Source organism: Cupriavidus sp. GW822-FHT02D05 (genome assembly GCF_058802485.1).
In genome coordinates this window covers 42,569-60,124 of record NZ_JBXAOE010000017.1, presented here as the reverse complement: position 1 = coordinate 60,124, position 17,556 = coordinate 42,569, and the positions used below count along the sequence as shown (strand labels likewise).

Sequence of the window (17,556 nt, the reverse complement as noted above, 5' to 3'; positions counted from 1 at the left end):
ACTGAGCATTAATACTCAGCATACTGATCAAAGGAGATGCATCATGGCTTGGACCAAGATCGCCACTACCGGCCAGCTTCAGGACGATGAAGTGATGCCGCTCACGCTAGGCGACGCGCAGCTGGCCCTGTACCGCAGCGAAGGGGAGTACTTCGTCACCGACAACGTCTGCACGCACCAGTACGCGCTGCTGTCCGACGGCTATCTGGAGGATGGCTGCATCGAATGCCCGCTGCACCAGGCGCGCTTCGATATCCGCACCGGCCAGGCCATGTGCGCGCCCGCCACGCAGGGCATCAAGGTCTACCCGGTCAAGATCGTGGACAGCGATGTCCTGGTCGATGTCATGGTCACCGCCTGAGCGCCGGCCATGTCACAAGACGCCCCCATCCTGATCATCGGCGCCGGCCAGGCTGGCGCCACGGCCGCCGCCGCGCTGCGCACGCTGGGCCATGACGGCGGCATCGTCATGGTCGGCGGCGAGGCCCATGCGCCGTATGAGCGCCCCCCGCTGTCCAAGGCCGTGCTGGCGGACGAACAGCAAGACGAGCGCATCGGCGTGCACACGGCGGGCTTCTATGCCGAGCGAGGCATCGACTTGCGCCTGGCCACCACCGTGGCCTCGCTCGATCCCACCAGCGCCACGGCGCATTGCGCCGATGGCCAGGCGATTTCCTTCAGCCGCTGCCTGCTGACGACCGGTGGGCGTGCCCGCACCCTGCCCGCCTTGCCCGAGGGGCAGCCCCGGGTGCATTACCTGCGCTCGCTCGCCGATGCGCGCGGCTTGCGGGCCGCGCTGCGCCGCGAGCGCGCGGTGCTGGTGATCGGCGGCGGTTTCCTTGGACTGGAAACCGCATCCACCGCCCGCGCCATGGGGCTGGCGGTGACAGTGGTCGAAGCCGCGCCGCTGTTGCTGCAGCGCGCCGTGCCGAGCGTGTTCTCGGACTGGCTGGCGCAACGCGTGCGCGGCCTCGGCGTCGACCTGCGCCTGGGCTGCGAGATCGCGTCGATCCCGCCGGCCGCGGACGAGGTTGCCGTCATGCTGGCGGACGGCACCGCCTTGCGCGCGCCGTTGGTGGTGGTGGCCATCGGGCTGCAGCCCAACGTGGGCCTGGCAGAGGCAGCCGGGCTTGCGCTCCACCCGGGCAACGGCGGCATCCGGGTCGACGCGCACTGCCGCACCAGCGCGCCGGGTGTGTTTGCCGCCGGCGATTGCACCAGCCAATACCAGCCGTTGTTTGGCCAGGAGATGCGCCTGGAGTCGTGGCAGAACGCCAATGAGCAGGCCCGCATCGCCGCGGCCGCCATGCTCGGCGTGCCGACGGCCCCGGCCGCCTTGCCCTGGTTCTGGACCGACCAGCTCGGCTGCAATATCCAGATGCTGGGCGCCATGGACCCCACGCTGCGCTACACGCTGCGCGGCAGCGCAGAAGCACCCGAGGGCGACACGCCCCCAAAATTCCTGTTGCTTGGCATGGCCGGCGCACAACTTCGCCACGCCATCGCCGTCAACGCGGGCGGCGACCTGCGCCAGCTCCGCAACCTGATCGAACAAGGCACCGCCTGCGATATCGGCTTGCTGTGCGACACGGCCCTGCCCTTGAAGCAGGCGGCGCGCGAAGCCGCCGCCGTGCGCGCGAGCGAAACCCAATCCTGAACGAGGAACGAAACATGTACCAGACCCATGCGGTCATCAACCGCACGCCGCGCGCCAAGGATGCCGAACTGGCCGCCTGCCTGTGGCCGGAGGACGCCCTGCATTTCATCCCTGACTGGGTGTACACCAGCAATGCCGTGTACGACCTGGAACTGGAGAAAATCTTCCGCGGCCGCTCGTGGAATTTCGTCGCGCTGGAGGCCGAGATTCCCAACTCGGGCGACTTCAAGCGTTCCTACGTCGGGCCGACGCCCGTCGTCGTGGCGCGCGCTGAAGACGGCTCCGTCAATGTCTTCGAGAACCGCTGCGCCCACCGCGGCGCGGAGTTCTGCCGGCATGGCCAGGGCAACGCCAAGGAGTTCGTCTGCCCGTATCACCAGTGGTCCTACGACCTGAAGGGCAACCTGCAGGGCGTGCCGTTCAAGCGCGGCGTGAATCGTGCCGGTGGCATGCCCAAGGACTTCCGCAATGAAGACCATGGCCTGGTGAAGCTGAACGTGGCCACGCGCAACGGGGTGATCTTCGCCTCGTACGCCAACGACATGGAACCGCTGGACGTGTACATGACGCCGGAAATCCTCAAGGATTTCGACGTGGTGTTCAACGGCAAGCCGCTCAAGATCCTCGGGTACTACAAGAACGAGTTGCCCTGCAACTGGAAGATGTACCACGAGAACCTGAAGGACCCGTACCACGCCACGCTGCTGCACTCCTTCCTGGTGGTGTTTGGCCTGCTGGTCGCCGGCAACGACTCCGCCATGATCGCGGACCCGGTGCACGGCCGCCACGGCACCATGGCGTCGGCCAAGAAGGAAGACAAGTACGCGGCGGTGAGCGACGAGAACAAGAAGGAGATGCGCTCCTACCACGAAGGCATGCGCCTGCAGGACGACCGCTTCCTGGAGTACATCAAGGAGTTCGATTCGCCCTGGTCCGTCACCATGCAGACCATCTGGCCGAACCTGATCGTGCAGCGCGAGATGAACACGCTGGGCGTGCGCCAGATCGTGCCCAACGGCCCGGACAGCATGCTGATGCAGTGGACCATGTTCGGCTATGAGGACGACACCGAGGAGATGACGCGCCACCGCCTGCGCCAGGGCAACCTGATGGGCCCGGCCGGCTTCCTTGGCCTGGAAGACAACGAAGCGATGAAGTTCGTGCAGGAGGGCGTGCGCCGCTCCAGCACCGACCGCAATGTGCTGAAGCTCGATCCCGGACACGTCGGCACCGCCAACTCGCTGATCTCGGAGTCCGCGATCCGCGCCATGTACCAGTACTACCGCAGCGTGATGGGGTTCTGAACAGCATGACACCGACAATCACCCCAACCATGACACCGATGGCGCATAGCCTCTTTCGCCCCTGCCAGCTGGCCCCCGCGCGCGCGCAAGCGCTGCGCATTGAGATCGACGCCTTCCACAGCGAATACTGCGCCGTGCTCGATGCCGGCATGGTGGAAACGTGGCCCGAGTTCTTTACCGAGGATTGCATCTACCGCGTCACCGCACGGGAGAACGTGGAACTCGGGCTGCCGGTGGGCCTGGTCTATGCCGAAGGCCGCGGCATGATGCACGACCGGGCGGTGGCGATTGCGCGCACCCAGATGTTCGCGCCGCGCTATATGCTGCATCTCGTCACCAATACGCGCGTCACCGATGAAGGCGAGTCTGGCGAGATCCAGGCCCAGGCCAGCTTCCTGCTGCTGCAAACGCTGGTGGAAGGGCCCACCACCATCCACATGGCGGGCACGTATCACGACCGCTTCGCCCGCATCGAGGGCAAGCTGCTGCTGGCCGAGCGCCAGGTCGTGTACGACACCACCATCATCGCCAACGACCTGGTGTATCCGGTCTGAGCGGGTATGGCCCAAGCGCCGGCGCCATGCCGGCGCACTGTCGCTACATGATGCGCAACACGGTGCGGCTATAGTCGTTGTTAGCCTCGACCAACGTCGACAGCAAGTCCATGAACACCTTGCGCTGCGCCGGGCGCAACGGCGCCAGCATGCGCTCCTGCGCGCGTTCCATGTCGGCGCGCAGCGACGCCACCACGGTCTGCCCTTCCTTGGTCAGGTGCACGTGGCGCGTGCGGCGGTCGGCCGGATTGTCCTTGCGCTCGACCAGGCCACGTTCTTCCAGGCGGCGCACCACGTCGGCGGTGGTGGTGCGGTCAAAACCGACTTCCTGTCCCAGCGCGGTCTGGTCCAGCCCGGGCAACACGGACAATACTGTCAGGATGGCGTACTGCACCGGCGTGATGCTGGGAGACTTGCATTCCTCGAAAAACATGGCCACGTGGATCTGGTGCAGGCGACGCACCAGGAAGCCGGGCCGCGCCCACAGAAGCTCCTTGGCCGGGTCCGCTTCGGACGGCGCCGGATCCTCGACCGGAGGAGCGGAGCGCGTCGTTTGACGTTTTGCAGAGGACATTCAACTCACCAAACTCGTTAGCATGCTGACAAGTATAGACGACTGTCCCCACCCTGGTGCCGAAACGCACCGTTTCAGGTCCGCTCCGACGCGGCCGGCGCAGTCTGCCCGCTTTGCGCGATGCTTGCCCTGTCCCGATGCCGCGCCGCCGCCATGCAATCCCGGTACAGCTGCACGGTTTCGCGCCCGAGCGAGGCCAGCGAGAAGTTCGCCTCCACCCAGCCGCGCCCGCGCCAACCCATGCGGGCCGCGCGCCGAGGGTCCGCCGCCAGCTGGCACATGGCCTGCGCCAGGGCGTGCGCGTCGCGCGGAGGAACCAGCACGCCGTGGGCGCCATCGAGAAAGGTCTCGGGTATCCCGTCCAGCGCGGTGGCGATCACTGGCCTGCTGCAGCTCAGTGCCTCCAGTATCACCAGCCCCAGCGCCTCGCTGCCCACGGCCGGATGCACCAGCACATCGATCGCCTGCATCAGCGACGCTACATCATGCTCGAACGGCAGGAAGTGGATGCACCCGGCCAAACCCAGCGCCTGCGCCTCATGGCGCAACTGCGGGATCAGGTCGCCGTCGCCGACGCAAAGGAAATGCGCGTGCGGGTGCCGCGCCCGCACCTGCGCAGCGGCATTGACGAAGTAGAACTGCCCCTTGCCGTGGGGCCGTTGCGCCCCGCCGATCATCGCGTAGACCCACGCGTCCTGCGGCAGCCCAAGGGTCTCGCGCACGCGATAGCCGCGCAAGGCAATGCGGCGAAAGCGCTCGGTGTCGATCCCGCAGTAGATCCGCCGCAGCCGCAAGGCACGCTCCGGATCAACCCGGCGCAGCGACTCCTGCACCGCATCGGACACCGCGATCACGTTGGAGAACGCCGCCAGGTAGCGGCGCGTGCGCTCCTTGAGCTGGGTCATCAGGTGACGCGTCACCACCACCGATGCAGTTCGGCCAGACAGCATCCAGGCCGCGATCGCCACCCAGTAATCGCGCCCGTGATGCGCGTGGATGACATCGATGCGCTGCTCGCGGATATAGCGTGACAGCACCAGCGGCCAGACCACGCGCCCGGCATCCAGCGCAAGCACCTGGATGCCGGGCATGGCTTGCGCCGCGTCAATCCAGCGTGCGCGCGCCGGCGCGGCCAAGCTCACCACGCAATCCTGCAGCCGCAGGGCCCGGCACAGCGACAGCGTGTGCGAATCGATGCCGCCGCCATCCATCCGGGAGTTCAGCACCAGCACCCGCAACTGGCCGGCGGACAGCGCGGCGCCTCGGTCAGCGTGCATCATGACACCACCTCCATGCCGCGGCGATCTTCATAGGTAGTCGCCAGCTTCAGCAAAAAATGTCCGGCATGCGAGGTCCGCGCGACCGGCACGCGCGGCAGGCCGAACAGGTTGCCGCCGATCGCGGCGCGGCCGCGCTGCGTGGTCACCGCACTGTGGTAGCCGGCTTCCCGCACCAGGTCGGCGACAGGTTGATTGAATGCACCATAGGGATAGCAGAAGTGCCGCACCGGTGCCCCCAGCGCATCTTGCAGCGCGAGCTTGCTGCCCGCGATCTGGTCGCGCGCGGCATCGCCATCCATCCTGGTCAGGTCCACATGGGTGCGCGTATGCGCGCCGACTTCCATGCCCGCACGGGTCCAGGTGCGCAGTTCCTGCATGGTCATCAGGGGCGTCTCCGGCACGCCAATGGCCGTGTCCCAGGCATTGGTCCTGCCGAGCAGGCTGCTGACCGCATAGCAGGTTGCGCTGAACCCGCAACGCTGCAGCACTGGCAGCGCATGGTCCAGGTTGTTCCGGTAGCCGTCGTCCAGCGTGATGCCCACCACCTTGCCGGCCTTATCGCCGCGCAGGTAAGGCAGCAGGTCGCGCAAGGCCAGGCCGCGATAGCCCATCAGCCGGAGCAGGCGCATCTGCCAGGAGAAATCGCGCACGGCCACCACAAGGCTGCGCATCGGTGTGCCACGCGGCGGCGGCGCATCGATCTGGTGGTACATCAGGATGGGGATTCGCGGTGTCATGTCTTCCCTCGGCGAACAGGAGCAAAGCAGAACGGAGTTGCGCAGCCGGTGCGGCCGGTGCAGCCGGTGCGGCCGGTGTGGCTAGAAGCGGTACTTGAGCGCCGTCAGGCCAACGAACGACTGTTTCGACTGCACGATCGGGCTGTTGGCGCTGTCACCCAGCAAGCGGGTCACGGCCACCGTGCTGTTGACCGACCAGGAGGGCGAGATCTCGTATTCCCAGGACACGGCCACGCTGGCGCGGTCGAATCCCGCCTTGGTGGTGTAGGGGCGGAACTGGCTGTTCGCGGCTTGCGCGTCGGTCACGCCGTAGAAGGTCTGGGTGTACTTGCGCGAGCCGAAATGCAGGCTGGGGCTGACGCTGACGAGGTGCTTGCCGGCCTTGTACACCGGCACGGACAGGTCGATATGGCCGCTCAGGCCACGGTCGCGCTTGGTCATCGGCGCGTCGAGCGTCACGCTGAGTACGGCGCCGCCGTACACCGGCATGCCGACCTGCAACGCCCCAACCAGGGAACCCGGGATCCGCCCCATGCCTTTCAGGTGATCGGAGCCCGGCAGGTCGAAGCGCTTGCTGTCGGTGCGGCCCAGGTCGTAGTCGAGGCCAAACGACGCAAACATGCCGTTGGAGAACGTGTGGCCGTAGCCCGCGCCGCCGCGCAGGGGACTGATGAAAAAGCCATTGCCGAACTCCGCGCTGAACAGCGGGCCGCCGATCAGCCGGTACTCGTTGCTGCCCTCATAGCGCGGCGCGACGCCCAGGCCCAGTCCGACCGTGTAAATATTGTCGGCATACGCGCTGGCACAGCCAAGGCCGCTGGCCAGAAATGCGCCGGCCCACATCGATCTCTCCAACTTTCTTCTCAACATGCGATTCACCTAAGCCCCCTTGGATCAAGCCCCAGAGTCTAGGGACAGGGCCTATCGGTGTCTGTTGGAAAGTGACGCGAAACTGTGCGTAATTGTGCGTAATTGTCTCGAGTTGATACGAGCCGCTTCAGGGCGAAGCGTTGGCCTCTAGAATCGCTTCGCATTGGCCGGGCAAGACCAATGCGATCCACCCGACGAGATCCTTTCGCCCGCCGCCAAAGCGCGAAGGAGACAAGCCAAGATGTTCCGATCCCTGTTCAAGCTTTTTCTCTTGCTCAACCTGGGCGTGTTCGCTGCCTTTGCCGCGATCGACCATGTACTCATCCCCGCGTACCACCAGCAACTCAGCGAGAGCGAGCGCAAAGAGGTTGGAAGCTATGCCTTCCTGCTCACCGGCTACCTGGCGCGCCACTCGGGCCCCGCGCGCGAGGCTGCGCTGCAGACGTTGCGGCGCAACGCGAGAGAGGGCTTCGCCGTGGTCGGCATGCATGCCGTGGCCCATCTGGGCGAACGCCGCCTGCGCGACCTGCGCGACGACAAGATCGTGTTTGGCGATGATGGCGACGATGCCTACCTGCCCTTGCGCGACGGCCAGGTCCTGCATATCAGCCAAAGGAACGCGAGCCAGGCCAGGATCGAGTTGATCGCCTACACGCTGATCGCATCCGCCACGCTGCTCGCCGTGATTGGCTGGCTCTTTTATCACTGGCGCGAACTCAATGCCCTGTCAATGCCCTGCGCGAGGCGGCCAGGCAGTTCGGCCGCGGCAACCTTGCCGCCCGTGCGCGCTTGTCCAGGCGCGCCAACCTCTATCCGTTGACGCGCCAGTTCAACGACATGGCGTCGCGTATCGAGGCCTCCGTCATGCAGCAGCGCGACATGATCCACGGCATCTCGCATGAGCTCAAGACGCCGATCACGCGGCTGGAATTCGGCATCGCCCTGCTGCAGTCCGCCGATGCCCGGCCCGATCCGCTGCAGCGCGCGCAGCGCCTCGAGGCCCTGCGGCTGGACGTGCGCGAGCTGGATGCGCTGGCCCACGGCGGCCAGGCCTCGCTGGACAGCGGCGTGGCGGGCTGCACGCGCCTTGCCATCACGCTGCCCGCCCGGTACCTCGCGCCAGTGCCTGTGCCTCCATGTCCGGCACGGCGAGACTAATCGGGCAAATCCCACGCTGGCAAGGCCCGCCCTCGCCCAGCCGCACCGCGCGCCCCCGCCAACACAGGCGCGACGACAAAGCCGCACATCTCGCCACACTTTCATACAAGCGGGGATAGATTGCCCACAGACACGGCAGGCCTGTCCGTTCACAATCCCCTCATGCATCGCCACTGCCTTTGATTTCAAAAATAGGCCTCTGCGCCTATTCCCCAAGACATCCGCCGCAGATTGCCTGACCTTGATCCTTTTTCCGTAGATCCCCGCAACGCTAATGGCCCATCCCCCAAACCGCCGCAGGCACGGCTTGATCATCGCCGTGCTCACCCTGTCCGCCATCATTGCGTTGGCGGCCTGGCGCCTGACGCCCGGCAAGCACCCCGAGTACATCACCGCCACCGTCACCCGCGGCGACCTCGAAGTCACCGTGCTGGCCAATGGCGTATTGCAGCCCATCCGCCAGGTCGAAGTCGGCGCGCAGGTCAATGGCCAGCTCAAATCGCTGAAGGTGAAGCTCGGCGACAAGGTCAAGCAGGGTCAGTTGCTGGCCCAGATCGACCCGGTGCTGCTGGAGAATGCGCTGCGCCAGGCGAATGCCGCCGTGGCCAGCGGCAAGGCCCAGCGTGACGCCAAGCGCTCGCGCCTGCGCCAGGCCCGCCTGAACTGGCAACGCCAGCGCGAGCTGCAGTCGCAGGAGGCGGCCTCGCGCCAGGACCTTGAAATCGCCGAAGCCGACCTGCGCTCGCTGGAGGCCGAGCTGATCGCTCTGGACGCCGATATCGCGCAGCTCAGCATCAAGGCCGAGTCCGCCCGCATCGACCTTGGCTACACCCGCATCGTCGCGCCGATGGACGGCGAGGTAGTGGCGCTCACCACGCTGGAAGGCCAGACCGTGGTGGCGTCCTACCAGGTACCGACCATCCTCAAGCTGGCCAACCTCGATGCCATGACCGTCAAGGCGCAGGTGTCGGAGGCCGATGTGATCCGCATCGCCGACCGGCAGGCGGTCTACTTCACCATCATGGGCGAGCCGGACCGCCGCTACCACGCGTCGCTGCAGGCCATTCAGCCGTCGCCGGAGAAGATCAACAACGCCGTGTTCTTCAATGCGTTGTTCGACGTGCCCAATCCGGGCCACAAGCTGCGCATCGATATGACGGCACAGGTCGCCATCATGCTGGGCGAGGCCAGGAACACGCTGCTGGTGCCCTTGGCCGCGCTGGGGCCGCGCGGCCAGGACGGCAGCATGGAAGTCCGCGTGCTGCACCCGGACCAGCGCGTGGAGACGGTGAAGGTGCGCACAGGCCTGAGCAACAACGCGCATGCGCAAGTGCTGAGCGGCCTGGCGCAAGGCGACCGCGTCATCACCGGCGATGCCGGCGCCGTCAACGCGGAGGCCAGGCCATGACGCATGCCCCGCTCTTGCTGTTGCAGCATGTGGAGCGCACGTTCCGCGCCGGCGACCAGGACATCCCCGTGCTGCGCCAGGTCAGCCTGGCCATCTGCGCGGGCGAGATGGTCGCCATCGTCGGCGCGTCCGGCTCCGGCAAGTCCACACTGATGAACATCCTGGGCTGCCTGGACCAGGCCAACGCTGGCCGCTACCTGGTGGCGGGCCAGGACGTGGCGGCCCTGGACGATGACGCGCTGGCCCGCCTGCGCCGCGAGCGCTTCGGCTTTATCTTCCAGCGCTACCACCTGATGGCCCAGCTTTCCGCCGCGGACAACGTGGAGGTGCCGGCCATCTACGCCGCCACCGACCGCGCCGCGCGCCGTGCCCGCGCCCTGCAGCTACTGGAGCGGCTGGGCCTGGGCGAGCGCGCCGGACACCGCCCTTCCCAGCTCTCCGGCGGCCAGCAGCAACGCGTGAGCATTGCCCGCGCGCTGATCAACGGCGGCCAGGTGATCCTGGCGGACGAACCCACGGGCGCGCTGGACAGCCATAGCGGCAAGGAAGTCCTGGCCATCCTGCGCGAGCTGCATGCGCTCGGCCACACCGTGATCATCGTCACCCACGACATGGGACTGGCGCGCAACGCCGAGCGCATCATCGAGATCGCCGACGGCCGTATCGTGGCCGACCGCGCGAACCGGCCGCCGCGGGCCGAGGATGAGCCGGGCAGCAGCCTCGTGCAAGCCAGGCCGGCCACGCAAGCCCCGGGGGCCGGCGGCAACGCCGAGGCTCCGCTGCGGCGTGCGCGCGCCTGGCAGGGCTTCACCGAGGCCTTTTCCATGGCCTGGGGCGCATTGATGGCGCATCGCATGCGCACCGCGCTGACCATGCTGGGCATCATCATCGGCATCGCCTCCGTGGTGTCGATCGTGGCCATCGGCGAAGGCGCCAAGCGCTACGTGATGGCGGATATCCGCGCCATCGGCGCCAACACGCTCGAGATCTTCCCCGGCAAGGATTTTGGCGACGACCGCGCCGCCGGCATCCGCACCCTGGTGGCCGCCGATATCGAGGCCCTGCACGCGCTGCCGTATGTGGACAGCGCCACTGCGATCACCAGCAAGGTCCAGCGCCTGAGGTACCGCAGCGTCGACGTCAACGCCACCGTGCATGGCGTGGGCGCCAGCTTCTTCCGCGTGCGTGGCCTGGGCCTGACGCAAGGCGCGGCCTTCCTGCCGGACGAGCTGCGCAGGCACGCGCAAGTGGCCGTGATCGACGAAAAAACCCGCCGCAAGCTGTTCGGCAATGCCTTGAGCGCGCTGGGCCAGATCATCCTGGTGGGCAACCTGCCTTGCGTGGTGATCGGCGTGGCGCGCGAGAAGAAAACCATGTTCGACGACAACGGCAGCAGCCTCAATATCTGGCTGCCCTACACCACCGCGGGCAGCCGCATCTTTGGCCAGTCGCATTTCGACGAGCTGTCCGTGCGCATCCGCGATGGCCAGCCCAGCGCGGCGGCCCAGCAAGCCATCGAGCGCCTGCTGACGCTGCGCCACGGCAAGAAGGACTTTTTTACCTACAACATGGACAGCATCGTCAAGACCATGGAACGCACCGGGCAGGCGCTCACGCTGTTCTTGTCGGCGGTCGCCGTGATCTCGCTGCTGGTCGGCGGCATCGGCGTGATGAACATCATGCTGGTCTCGGTGACCGAGCGCACCCGCGAGATCGGCATCCGCATGGCCGTGGGGGCCCGCCAGCGCGACGTGCTGATGCAGTTCCTGACCGAGGCCGTGCTGGTATGCCTGCTGGGCGGGGTGATCGGCACCGCCGTGGCCTGCCTGATCGGGCTGGCGCTGGCGCTGCTGATCCCGCAATGGCAGATGGTGTTCTCCGCGGGCGCGGTTGCCGGCGCCTTCCTGTGTTCGACACTGACCGGCGTGGTGTTCGGCTATGTGCCGGCGCGCAACGCGGCGCGCCTGCAACCGATCGAGGCGCTTGGCCATGAATAGGCGCAGTCCGCATTCGCCGCGGCCACCACGGCCGCCACATTCGCCGCGCGCGTTGCCGGTGCGCCTGCTCGCCGCGCTGCCGGTGATTGCCGTTGCCCTGAGTGCTTGCAGCGGACTGCGCACGCCGGAGGTGGAGCCCGCGCTAGACGTGCCGCAGCACTGGCAACATGCGCCCCGGCAGGACACGGCCGGGCAGCCGGGCACGGCGCTGGAGCCGCACGCCTGGTGGGAGGCCTTTGGCGATCCACAGCTGAGCGCGCTGGTCGCGTCCGCACTGGCAACCAACAACGATCTCGCCATTGCCGCGCTGCGCTTTGAGCGCGCCCGGCTGCGTGCGGGGCTGGCCGCCACCAACGGCGCGCCCGAACTGAGCGCGCAGGCCAGGGGCACGCGCCAATGGAGCCTGGACGGCCCCGGGCGGCGCGACGAAGGGGGGATCAATGCGACAGTGAACTATGAGATCGACCTGTGGGGGCGGCTGGCCAGCCTGCGCGGCGCGGCGGACTGGGAAGCGCGCGCGAGCGCGGCCGACCTCGAAGCCGCAACCATCGCCCTGGCGGCCACCACGGCCACGCTGTACTGGCGCGCCGGGCTGTTGAACGAACTGATCGACATCTCCGGCCAAAGCCTGGCGGACGCACGGCGCACGCTTGGCCTGGTGGCCGCGCGCTACCGCGCCGGCGCAGTGTCCGGCCTGGACCTGGCGCAAGCCGAGCAGCAACTGGCCGCCCTGCTGGCCGAGCGTACCGTGCTGGACCAGCAGCGCAGCGAAAACCGCCAGGCCCTGGCCATCCTGTTCAACCGTCCTCCCGGGCAGGGCGTGGCCGAGCCGCAGGCCTTGCCCGTCGAAGCGCTGCCGCGCATCGCCGCCGGCATTCCCGCCGCGGTTATCGGACGTCGGCCCGACGTGCGGCAGGCCGAATGGCGCCTGCGCGCCGCCCTGGCAAACGCCGACGCAACCCGCGCCAGCTTCTACCCCAAGCTGACGCTGACCGGCATCGTCGGCACCGGCAGCGCGGCGCTGGCTTCGCTGCTGCGCGATCCCACCGCGCTGCTCGGCGCCGGACTGAGCCTGCCCTTCCTGCAATGGAACACCACGCAGCTGACAATACAGGTGTCGCAGAACGAGTACCAGGAAACGGTGGTGCAATACCGGCAGTCGCTGTACACGGCCTTTGCCGAAGTGGAAAACGCGCTGTCCGACCATACAGGGCTGGGCGTGCGCGCGGATCGGCTGGCGGAATCGCTGGAGTCCGCGAGCCGGGCGGAGCGGCTTAGCGCGGCGCGCTACCGCGCCGGCGCCACCGCGCTGCAGCCCTGGCTCGATGCGAAGGAGACGTTGCGCCAGGCAGCGGCGGCGGCGGCGCGCAACCGCTTTGACCGGCTGGTGAACATCACGAGCTTGTACAAGGCGTTGGGGGGGCCGCCGGTGGAGAGCGGGGCTTAAGGGTCCGGGCTACTCCAGCGCGGCGCCCTTGCGCTCCGGAATCAGGAACAGCGTGGCCAGGATATCCAGCACATAGATCGACGCCAGCATGGCAATGGCGGTGCCGAACGAATAGCTGGCGGCCAGCGCGCCGACCACCAGCGGGCCAAAGCCGCCCACGCCACGGCCGATATTGAACAGCACGTTCTGCGCGGTGGCGCGGGCCTGCGTGGGATACAGCTCCGAGATCAGCGCGCCGTAGCCGCCGATCATGCCGTTGACGAACAGGCCCATCACCGCGCCGCCGAACAGCAGCGCGTAGGGCGTCGATAGCTGGGAGTAGACAAAGACCATCACCACCGCCCCGGCCTGGTAGATCAGGAAGGTGGGCCGGCGGCCGATGCGGTCCGCGAGCTGGCCGAACACCCAGATCCCGATGGCCATGCCGATGATGGTCACCGAGGTCCACAGCGCGGACTTGGTCAGCGAGTAATTGAACTGCTTGGCCAGATAGGTCGGCATCCAGATCATCAGGCCGTAGTAGCCGAAGTTCTGCACGGAGCACAGCACCACCACGCCCAGGCTGGCACGCGCGGTCGCGGCATCCGCCACCAGCATCTTGAGCGGGTTGCCCTTGCGCGCCACCTTGCTGCTGGCAACGAACACTTCCGGCTCGCCGATAAAGCGGCGCACCACGAACGACGCCACCGCCGGCAGCACGCCGATGGCAAACATGCCGCGCCAGCCGATATAAGGCAGCAGTACCGGCGTCAGCAGCGCCGCGGCAAGCACGCCCGCCTGCCAGCCAAGGCCCACATAGGAGGAAACGCGGGCACGCTGGCCGGGCCGGCAGGCCTCGGTGGCCAGCGCCATGCCGATGCCGAACTCGCCGCCAAGGCCAAAGCCGGCAATGGTCCGGTAGGCCAGCAGGTCCCAGTAGCCCTGCGCGAGCGCGCACAGGCCGGTGAAGACGGCAAACAGCAGGATGGTCCAGGTCAGCACCTTCACCCGGCCCACGTAATCGCTCAGGATGCCGAAGAAGATACCACCGGCCACCGCGCCCACCAGCGTCCAGGTGACCAGCGAGCCCGCCTGGGTGCTGGTCAGCCCGAGGCCGGCAGACACCGCGCTCAAGATAAAGCCGAGGATAAGCAGGTCGAAGCCGTCCAGCGCGTAGCCGACCGCCGAGGCGATCACGGCCTTGCGAGCGTAGGCGCCCTGCTCCTGTTCCGTGAGGCCTTGCCGGCCGTGCGGTGGATTTGCTGCCGCGGCCGGCTCCAGCCCGGTCACCGCGGCGGCGTTGGCATTGGCGTTGCCCTGTGTCATGTCGATTCCCGTGCGCCACAAGCGAAAAATTTTGCGAGATTCTACTCTCGTGGCTGGCCGGCTGGCCGGGAAGGGAGAAAGGGGGGAAGATAGAAAACGAATGACGCACGAATTGCATTCGGCGCGGGAGCAACAATCGGACAGCCAGCCAGACATTGCACGCACGGAACGGGAAAAATGCTAACCAGAATGTATGCGAGCCTTTGTTTCTATGGCGATCAATTCGATCCCGAGGCGCTTGCCGACACCATAGGGCTCAGCACCTACGACTACTCTCGGAAAGGGGAACGCCAAGCGCTGGGCGTCGTTCCTCACTCGGTCCTGAAAGTGACATCCCGCGATGAGATCGAGGGATGTTCAGCGGATGAGCACATCATGTCGCTGATAGAGAAGATCTCCCCGATGTATCAGCACATCCGCGCGGCGCTCGGCAGCGATGGCTATATCTTGTGCTTTCTGTTCTGCGAGGGGGATATCGAAAACGTCGGCGTCTACGTATCACCGCAGACACTCCGGCAATTGGCTGCGGTCGATGCTGGGCTTTCCATCGACACCTGGGCGCCTGCCGCGCCCCCAGGCCCCGAAGAGGGCAACGAGGATGCGCCATATCACCTGCGCCATTGAATGGTCGCCGATGACGACCCGCATCAAGCCGCTTCACCCGCCGTTCGATACTGGCTTGGGGTGACGCCCGCCCTCTTGCGCATCAGGCGCCTGAGCGCCGTGGCATCCTCATAGCCCACTTGCTCGGCAACCTGCTCGACGGACATCCGGCTCGATTCGATCAGCATGCGGGCGCGGTTGAGCCGCACGCTCTGCACCAGCGCCAAGGTACTCTTGCCCGTGGCCTCGCGCACGCGCCGCGACAGCGTTCTCTGGGACATGGCGAACTCGTCCGCCAACACCTGGATGCTGGGTGGCTGCGGCAACGCGGATTCGATCCGTGCCACCAGCCGGCCGACCAGCGCATTGCCGTTGGACAACATGGCCGGCACCACGAAGCGCGCTTGTGCTTGCCGGCCGTCGATCAGCAGGACCCGGCTCACCGCGTCGGCAAGCGCAACGCCAAACCGGCTGCGCAACAGGTGAAGCATCAGATCGGCCTGTGCAAATGCCGCGCCGGCGGTGCTCACGGACTCATCCGCGCAGACCATGCGGTCGGCATCGACGATGCAACGCGGCTCCAGGCGCTGCAACTCGGCTGCCAGCCACCAGGATGTCGTGACCCGGCGCTGCGCCAGCAGGCCCGCGGCCTGTAGCAAGAACACCGCGGAGCAGGATGCCGCGACATGGCCGCCAGCGGCGGCATGCGTGGCAACAGCCCGGGCCGCCAGCCGCGCATCCTCCTGCGCCAGCCGGCTGGCGATGGCGTTGGCATCGTCGATGCCCAGCCCCGGCACGATCCAGGTCGTCGCATGCCTGGCCTGCGCACGCGGCCGCGTTGGCAAGGCCGCGGCTTCGATATGCATGCCGCCGCTCAACGGCACGGAACGCCCGGACGTCGATACAACGCGCCAGGTCGGCCGGGGCAGATGCATGCGCGGCGCAAGCAACGAAGCCGCGCGCAGGATATCCAGCGTCGTAGCCACGCTGGTTGAGTAGGCGCCGGACAGCGCCAGAACGGTGAAATCCTTCATTGGCCGAAAACGCCCCAAAGATGTCTAAATTGACACTCAAAGTCTAACTGACCGAAGCGTCTAATGCACCTACCCCAACGACAACCACGCTTCGATGCCCAATATCCTCGTCAACATTCCCAAAGACGCGTTTGCCGGCCCTGCCCGCGCAGATCTCGCCCGCCACATCAGCGACGCCGCCGCCATGGCTGAGCGCATGCCCGACGACCCGCACAAGCGCTTCGCGATCTGGGTCGTGATCGAAGAAGCGGAGGCCGGCTTGTGGACGTGCGGCGGCGTCGACATGTCATCGCAGGTGCTGCCCTGCATCGCGACGGTCTATGTGCCCGCAGGCGTGCTGGACGCGCCGGCCAGGGCGTTGTACGTGCGGTTGATGCACGACGCCTTCCAGCAGGCACAGCCAGCCGGCGACCGGCGGCGGCTGGCCACCTCGGTGAGGCTCCACGATGTGCCGGACGGCACCTGGGGGGTCAATGGCGATGTCTGGCAGTTGCCTGGCTTCGCGAAGGTGGCCGGCTACGGGCACCTGCAGTATCTGGCCGACGCGGCCTGACTATCCAGCGCACGGGAGACGACGCCATGGCGAACCGCAGCATGATGGAGGAAGATCCCCTTGACGATTTCACGCACCGCACGATCACGCTCGACGGCGTGGCCAAAGTGGTCCACGTGGCAGGCTCGGGGCCTGCCGTGATCGTCATGACGGAGATGCCGGGCATCAGCCCGCACGTCGCACGCTTTGCCCGGTGGGTACGCGATGCGGGCTTGACGGTCTATATGCCGTCGCTCTTCGGCCGCGACGGGGCAGTGCCGGACGCCGAGGCAGGTGCGGCGGTCTTTCGGCGCGCCTGCGTTAGCGCAGAGTTTCGCGCATTCGCTGCCAATCAGGCGAGCCCGGTGACACAGTGGCTAAGGGCGCTGGCGAGGCTGGCGCACCAGGAATGCGGCGGCCCCGGCGTCGGTGCCATCGGCATGTGTTTCACCGGCAACTTCGCGCTGTCGATGATGCTTGAGCCGGCGATGCTGGCGCCGGTGATCTGCCAGCCCTCGCTGCCGTTGGATGATCCGGGTGGCATCGAAATGGCGCCCGGGGAGCTCGCCGTGGTGCGCGAGCGGCTCGAGCGGGAGGATCTCACGGTGCTGGCGTATCGATTTGAAGGCGATCGGTTTTGCAGGGCGGAACGCTTCACTGCGTATGCCGAGGCCCTTGGCGACCGGTTCGTGGGACGCGCGCTGCCGGACAGCGCCGCCAACCCCGATGTCCCTGCCTTCTTTGCCCAGCACGTGCCTTGCCCGCACAGCGTCGTCACCGTCCACCTGATCGACGAAGCTGGCGAGCCGACAGTGGCCGCGCGCGACGAAATCCTGTCGTTCTTTGTGCGGCGCCTTGGCGAGGCGCGCCGAAGCCCCAACCTCAATCCGGCAACCCCTTAACCCGCGACAGCGCATCGACACGTTTCAACGGTTGCCCGGCAATCAGCGCCGGGCTCTCGCTGCCGCAAGCGCATTGCCCGAACGGCACGGCAATGTCGGGGTCAGCGCTGCAAGCCGTGCAACCTGCCCTCCCCCGCAAGCATCGCTCTTCTCCGAGCGCACTCCCCCAAAGCCGTACCGCCGCGCCAGCGGCT

18 protein-coding genes are annotated in these 17,556 nt (G+C 67.0%); 12 read left to right on the top strand and 6 right to left on the bottom strand.

Annotated features, from left to right (window positions below):
- Positions 1 to 43 precede the first annotated feature (43 nt).
- From AC1RQK_RS22535 to AC1RQK_RS22520, 4 genes are read left to right on the top strand one after another with little or no spacing between them, the layout of a single operon-like run.
- A complete protein-coding gene (locus AC1RQK_RS22535) occupies positions 44 to 361 on the top strand; it encodes a non-heme iron oxygenase ferredoxin subunit (protein ID WP_150986098.1) in 318 nt (105 codons plus the stop codon).
- Positions 362 to 370: 9 nt separating this feature from the next.
- The gene (locus AC1RQK_RS22530; RefSeq protein ID WP_492811249.1) at positions 371 to 1,657 is read left to right on the top strand and encodes an NAD(P)/FAD-dependent oxidoreductase; all 1,287 of its coding nucleotides are present in this window, start codon (positions 371 to 373) and stop codon (positions 1,655 to 1,657) included.
- 14 nt (positions 1,658 to 1,671) lie between these two features.
- The gene (locus tag AC1RQK_RS22525; RefSeq protein ID WP_492372223.1) at positions 1,672 to 2,961 is read left to right on the top strand and encodes an aromatic ring-hydroxylating dioxygenase subunit alpha; all 1,290 of its coding nucleotides are present in this window, start codon (positions 1,672 to 1,674) and stop codon (positions 2,959 to 2,961) included.
- 38 nt (positions 2,962 to 2,999) lie between these two features.
- Positions 3,000 to 3,515, top strand: a complete 516-nt coding sequence (locus tag AC1RQK_RS22520) for an aromatic-ring-hydroxylating dioxygenase subunit beta (protein ID WP_492811395.1) — start codon at positions 3,000 to 3,002, stop codon at positions 3,513 to 3,515.
- A 43-nt stretch (positions 3,516 to 3,558) separates the two neighbouring features.
- Here the strand turns inward: AC1RQK_RS22520 and AC1RQK_RS22515 are convergent, their stop codons facing one another.
- The 4 genes from AC1RQK_RS22515 to AC1RQK_RS22500 all read right to left on the bottom strand — a co-directional run bounded on the left by AC1RQK_RS22515 (position 3,559) and on the right by AC1RQK_RS22500 (position 6,949).
- Entirely contained in the window at positions 3,559 to 4,089 is a 531-nt protein-coding gene (locus tag AC1RQK_RS22515) for a MarR family winged helix-turn-helix transcriptional regulator (protein WP_492372224.1), read from the bottom strand.
- 74 nt (positions 4,090 to 4,163) lie between these two features.
- Positions 4,164 to 5,369, bottom strand: coding sequence for a glycosyltransferase family 4 protein (locus AC1RQK_RS22510; RefSeq protein WP_492372225.1), 1,206 nt, complete (start codon positions 5,367 to 5,369; stop codon positions 4,164 to 4,166).
- Positions 5,366 to 6,106, bottom strand: coding sequence for a polysaccharide deacetylase family protein (locus AC1RQK_RS22505; protein ID WP_492372226.1), 741 nt, complete (start codon positions 6,104 to 6,106; stop codon positions 5,366 to 5,368). Before AC1RQK_RS22505 ends, AC1RQK_RS22510 begins: the two co-directional genes overlap by 4 nt.
- Positions 6,107 to 6,187: 81 nt before the next feature.
- Complete coding sequence (locus AC1RQK_RS22500) at positions 6,188 to 6,949, bottom strand: MipA/OmpV family protein (RefSeq protein ID WP_492372227.1); 762 nt, start codon at positions 6,947 to 6,949, stop codon at positions 6,188 to 6,190.
- A gap of 268 nt (positions 6,950 to 7,217) precedes the next feature.
- On the opposite strand from AC1RQK_RS22500, the gene AC1RQK_RS22495 reads away from it, so the two are divergent.
- The 5 genes from AC1RQK_RS22495 to AC1RQK_RS22475 all read left to right on the top strand — a co-directional run bounded on the left by AC1RQK_RS22495 (position 7,218) and on the right by AC1RQK_RS22475 (position 12,986).
- On the top strand, positions 7,218 to 7,796 hold the full coding sequence (locus AC1RQK_RS22495) for a hypothetical protein (RefSeq protein ID WP_492811245.1): 579 nt from the start codon (positions 7,218 to 7,220) through the stop codon (positions 7,794 to 7,796).
- Positions 7,682 to 8,134 carry a HAMP domain-containing protein gene (locus AC1RQK_RS22490; protein WP_492811393.1) on the top strand — a complete coding sequence of 151 codons (453 nt, stop codon included), beginning with the start codon at positions 7,682 to 7,684 and terminating at the stop codon, positions 8,132 to 8,134. Before AC1RQK_RS22495 ends, AC1RQK_RS22490 begins: the two co-directional genes overlap by 115 nt.
- 274 nt (positions 8,135 to 8,408) lie before the next feature.
- Positions 8,409 to 9,542 carry a macrolide transporter subunit MacA gene (macA, locus tag AC1RQK_RS22485; protein WP_492811243.1) on the top strand — a complete coding sequence of 378 codons (1,134 nt, stop codon included), beginning with the start codon at positions 8,409 to 8,411 and terminating at the stop codon, positions 9,540 to 9,542.
- Positions 9,539 to 11,539 (top strand): MacB family efflux pump subunit, encoded by a 2,001-nt coding sequence (locus AC1RQK_RS22480; RefSeq protein ID WP_492811241.1) that lies wholly within the window; start codon positions 9,539 to 9,541, stop codon positions 11,537 to 11,539. Before macA ends, AC1RQK_RS22480 begins: the two co-directional genes overlap by 4 nt.
- On the top strand, positions 11,532 to 12,986 hold the full coding sequence (locus tag AC1RQK_RS22475) for an efflux transporter outer membrane subunit (protein WP_492811239.1): 1,455 nt from the start codon (positions 11,532 to 11,534) through the stop codon (positions 12,984 to 12,986). The genes AC1RQK_RS22480 and AC1RQK_RS22475 overlap by 8 nt, the downstream gene beginning before the upstream one ends.
- Positions 12,987 to 12,995: 9 nt before the next feature.
- On the opposite strand, the gene AC1RQK_RS22470 is transcribed toward AC1RQK_RS22475, so the two are convergent.
- Entirely contained in the window at positions 12,996 to 14,291 is a 1,296-nt protein-coding gene (locus tag AC1RQK_RS22470; protein WP_492372232.1) for an MFS transporter, read from the bottom strand.
- A 177-nt stretch (positions 14,292 to 14,468) separates the two neighbouring features.
- Between AC1RQK_RS22470 and AC1RQK_RS22465 the strand changes: the two genes are divergently transcribed.
- Positions 14,469 to 14,915 (top strand): DUF4279 domain-containing protein, encoded by a 447-nt coding sequence (locus AC1RQK_RS22465; RefSeq protein ID WP_492811237.1) that lies wholly within the window; start codon positions 14,469 to 14,471, stop codon positions 14,913 to 14,915.
- 23 nt (positions 14,916 to 14,938) lie between these two features.
- On the opposite strand, the gene AC1RQK_RS22460 is transcribed toward AC1RQK_RS22465, so the two are convergent.
- A complete protein-coding gene (locus tag AC1RQK_RS22460; protein WP_492811235.1) occupies positions 14,939 to 15,928 on the bottom strand; it encodes a GlxA family transcriptional regulator in 990 nt (329 codons plus the stop codon).
- Positions 15,929 to 16,022: 94 nt separating this feature from the next.
- On the opposite strand from AC1RQK_RS22460, the gene AC1RQK_RS22455 reads away from it, so the two are divergent.
- Positions 16,023 to 16,481: a tautomerase gene (locus AC1RQK_RS22455; protein ID WP_492811233.1), complete on the top strand. Its 459-nt coding sequence runs from the start codon at positions 16,023 to 16,025 to the stop codon at positions 16,479 to 16,481.
- A 26-nt stretch (positions 16,482 to 16,507) separates the two neighbouring features.
- Positions 16,508 to 17,362: a dienelactone hydrolase family protein gene (locus tag AC1RQK_RS22450; protein WP_492811231.1), complete on the top strand. Its 855-nt coding sequence runs from the start codon at positions 16,508 to 16,510 to the stop codon at positions 17,360 to 17,362.
- The last annotated feature ends 194 nt before the right edge of the window (positions 17,363 to 17,556 follow it).

What these genes read in the sequence shown, in the direction of transcription:
- AC1RQK_RS22535 (WP_150986098.1), top strand. Translation starts at nt 44, where the DNA reads ATGGCTTGGACCAAGATCGCCACTACCGGCCAGCTTCAGGACGATGAA.
- AC1RQK_RS22530 (WP_492811249.1), top strand. Translation starts at nt 371, where the DNA reads ATGTCACAAGACGCCCCCATCCTGATCATCGGCGCCGGCCAGGCTGGC.
- AC1RQK_RS22525 (WP_492372223.1), top strand. Translation starts at nt 1,672, where the DNA reads ATGTACCAGACCCATGCGGTCATCAACCGCACGCCGCGCGCCAAGGAT.
- AC1RQK_RS22520 (WP_492811395.1), top strand. Translation starts at nt 3,000, where the DNA reads ATGGCGCATAGCCTCTTTCGCCCCTGCCAGCTGGCCCCCGCGCGCGCG.
- AC1RQK_RS22515 (WP_492372224.1), bottom strand. Translation starts at nt 4,089, where the DNA reads ATGTCCTCTGCAAAACGTCAAACGACGCGCTCCGCTCCTCCGGTCGAG.
- AC1RQK_RS22510 (WP_492372225.1), bottom strand. Translation starts at nt 5,369, where the DNA reads ATGATGCACGCTGACCGAGGCGCCGCGCTGTCCGCCGGCCAGTTGCGG.
- AC1RQK_RS22505 (WP_492372226.1), bottom strand. Translation starts at nt 6,106, where the DNA reads ATGACACCGCGAATCCCCATCCTGATGTACCACCAGATCGATGCGCCG.
- AC1RQK_RS22500 (WP_492372227.1), bottom strand. Translation starts at nt 6,949, where the DNA reads ATGTGGGCCGGCGCATTTCTGGCCAGCGGCCTTGGCTGTGCCAGCGCG.
- AC1RQK_RS22495 (WP_492811245.1), top strand. Translation starts at nt 7,218, where the DNA reads ATGTTCCGATCCCTGTTCAAGCTTTTTCTCTTGCTCAACCTGGGCGTG.
- macA (WP_492811243.1), top strand. Translation starts at nt 8,409, where the DNA reads ATGGCCCATCCCCCAAACCGCCGCAGGCACGGCTTGATCATCGCCGTG.
- AC1RQK_RS22480 (WP_492811241.1), top strand. Translation starts at nt 9,539, where the DNA reads ATGACGCATGCCCCGCTCTTGCTGTTGCAGCATGTGGAGCGCACGTTC.
- AC1RQK_RS22475 (WP_492811239.1), top strand. Translation starts at nt 11,532, where the DNA reads ATGAATAGGCGCAGTCCGCATTCGCCGCGGCCACCACGGCCGCCACAT.
- AC1RQK_RS22470 (WP_492372232.1), bottom strand. Translation starts at nt 14,291, where the DNA reads ATGACACAGGGCAACGCCAATGCCAACGCCGCCGCGGTGACCGGGCTG.
- AC1RQK_RS22465 (WP_492811237.1), top strand. Translation starts at nt 14,469, where the DNA reads ATGCTAACCAGAATGTATGCGAGCCTTTGTTTCTATGGCGATCAATTC.
- AC1RQK_RS22460 (WP_492811235.1), bottom strand. Translation starts at nt 15,928, where the DNA reads ATGAAGGATTTCACCGTTCTGGCGCTGTCCGGCGCCTACTCAACCAGC.
- AC1RQK_RS22455 (WP_492811233.1), top strand. Translation starts at nt 16,023, where the DNA reads ATGCCCAATATCCTCGTCAACATTCCCAAAGACGCGTTTGCCGGCCCT.
- AC1RQK_RS22450 (WP_492811231.1), top strand. Translation starts at nt 16,508, where the DNA reads ATGGCGAACCGCAGCATGATGGAGGAAGATCCCCTTGACGATTTCACG.